Raw genomic sequence first — 2,113 nt, 5'->3', positions numbered from 1 at the left:
CCGCCCGCGCCCCAGGCCTCCATCAGGGCCACCCTGCGGCCGTAGTCCTCATGGTCGCCGGCCAGACCGACGTACCAGGCGGTGTGGGACATCTGCTCGGCCGGGGTGGAGGCGGCGTAGACAGTGTCGGCGACGCCGGCGTCGCGCATGACCTCCATGGCGCGCTGGTTCAGGACATGGGCCTTGGGCAGGACGGAGGTGCTGGGCCAGGCGGTGACCAGCAGGGACTCGATGCCCATGCGGCTGAGCAGCATGGAGGCGGTGAGCCCCGCACCGCCTCCGCCGACGATGAGGACGGGAACGTCGATGTCGTTCATGGGTGCTCCATGGGATGTCACGGCTCGGTGCCATGGGGTGGGGACGGGTCAGGAGAGGCAGGGGAAGAGGGCCAGGGGCGTTTCCCCGGTCGCCGGAAACAGCGGTGTCGATTCAGAGGCGCACAGCACCTCGGCAGCCAAGGGGGTGAAGATGCGGCGGGCGCCGTACAGCCGTATGAAGGAAGGCGGCCTGCGGTGGTGGCCCTGAGCGCGGATGCTGCGCTACGTCAGCCATGGCGTGGAGGCACAGGGCGGCAGATGCTGGCGGACGTCGATGCGGCTCATCGTGATGCTCCTCGGGTCCCGGCGGCGGCGCTGCCAAGCGGGTCTGGCGAAGTCCGCTGCGATTCGGCAGCGCCCTGAAGGGGCGCGGGGAACGGCGCGACCAGCCACGACGGTGCCGCGGGCGGCTGACGGCCAATCGCGGTACTTCCAGCGGGGCGCTCAGCCGCCGGCCAGCACGACGAGATGGGCTCCGGCCAGGACACCCACGACGACGGCCGGCAGGCAGCGGGCCGCCGGGTCACCGCTGCGTAGATGGACGACGACGGCTCCGGCCATGAGCAGGATCAAGCCGACCGACGCGGCGGCACCGAGCGCGGTGATCCGCAGGCCGAGCAGCAGACCGGCCGCTGCCGCCACCTCCAGAGCACCCAGCAGGCGGTAGTGGGTCGTGGTCATGCCGACGTGGCCCGCGGCCTGGCGCATCGCGGGGACTGCCGCAAGCTTGGCCGACCCGAACAGGAGGAACATCCCGGTCAGGAGGACGGCGAGGACGGTGGCGGTGGTGCTCATGGGGGCTTCCCTCTCAGGTGGCTTGTTCGGGGGCGTACTGCCAGTGCAGGACGTACCGGTCCAGGGCTGCGGTGACCCTGCGTCGTACCGCCTCGTCGGCAAGGGCGGGCAACGTGACACGGACACCGCCGTCGTGCGGCCGGCACAGGATGAGCTCCGGGTCGCAGTCCGCGCCCTGGGCGGCCAGTTCGGCGTGGACCGCGCGGCGGGTGGCGTCCAGGCGCAGGCCGAGCTTGTAGGGCTTGCCGACGGCGGTGAGCGGGATGGCGTCGATCACGAGCACCTCGCGCGGGGCGGCTGCGCGTTCGGGGACTCGTTCGGCGGCCCAGGTGAGCAGTTCGGCAGGGTTGGTCTGGGCGTGGGGGGCGAGGGTGACGTAGGCGACGGGGACTTCGCCCGCGTGGGGGTCGGGGCGGCCGACCGCCGCGGCGGCGGTGACTTCAGGGTGGGCGAGGAGGGTGTCCTCGATGGCGGCGGGGTCGATGTTGTGGCCCCCACGGATGATCAGGTCCTTGGCGCGGCCGGCGAGATGGATGAAGCCGTCGGCGTCGATGCGGGCCAGGTCGCCCGTGTCCAGCCAGCCGTCGCGGATCTTCCCCGCGGTCTCCAGGCGAGGCCCCTGGGCGGTGTGCTCGGCAACGTACCCGGCGAAGACGACCGGACCGCTGACGGTGAGCACCCCAGTGGCGCCGGGCGGCAGGTCGTGCCGCTCGCCGGTGTTCGGGTCGATCCGCACGGTCTTGACCTGCTGGTAGGGCAGGCGCCGGCCGACGCTGCCGGAGCGGGTGTGACCGGGCAGGCCGAGGGCTGAGGCGCAGGTCGCCTCGGTCAGCCCGTAGCCCTCGCACAGCGGGATGCCGGTGTGCTGCTCGAAGGAGTCCCGTACGGCTGGAGGGAGAGGCGAGGCGCCGACGGCGGCGAACCGCATGCTGGAGATGTCTGCGTCGACGGGGACATGGGCGAGGACGGAGTACACGGTGGGCACGCCGGACATGGCGGCG

The 2,113-nt window shown here is 72.3% G+C and carries 3 protein-coding genes; all 3 read right to left on the bottom strand.

All coding sequences use genetic code 11. The annotated features are described in order from the left end of the window. The coding region (locus ABZ641_RS34370; protein ID WP_359988261.1) for an FAD-dependent monooxygenase at window positions 1-317 on the bottom strand (317 nt) is incomplete at its 3' end. A 444-nt stretch (window positions 318-761) separates the two neighbouring features. Then, window positions 762-1,112: a DoxX family protein gene (locus ABZ641_RS34365; protein ID WP_359988259.1), complete on the bottom strand. Its 351-nt coding sequence runs from the start codon at window positions 1,110-1,112 to the stop codon at window positions 762-764. Window positions 1,113-1,125: 13 nt separating this feature from the next. Then, a partial coding sequence (locus tag ABZ641_RS34360; protein WP_359988257.1) for an AMP-binding protein occupies window positions 1,126-2,113 on the bottom strand: 988 nt, incomplete at its 5' end.

The organism is Kitasatospora sp. NPDC007106, assembly GCF_040634455.1.
GTDB classification, from domain to species: Bacteria; Actinomycetota; Actinomycetes; order Streptomycetales; family Streptomycetaceae; genus Kitasatospora; species Kitasatospora arboriphila.
The sequence above is the reverse complement of the archived record's forward strand: the minus strand, read 5'-3'. Positions and strand labels throughout refer to the sequence as shown.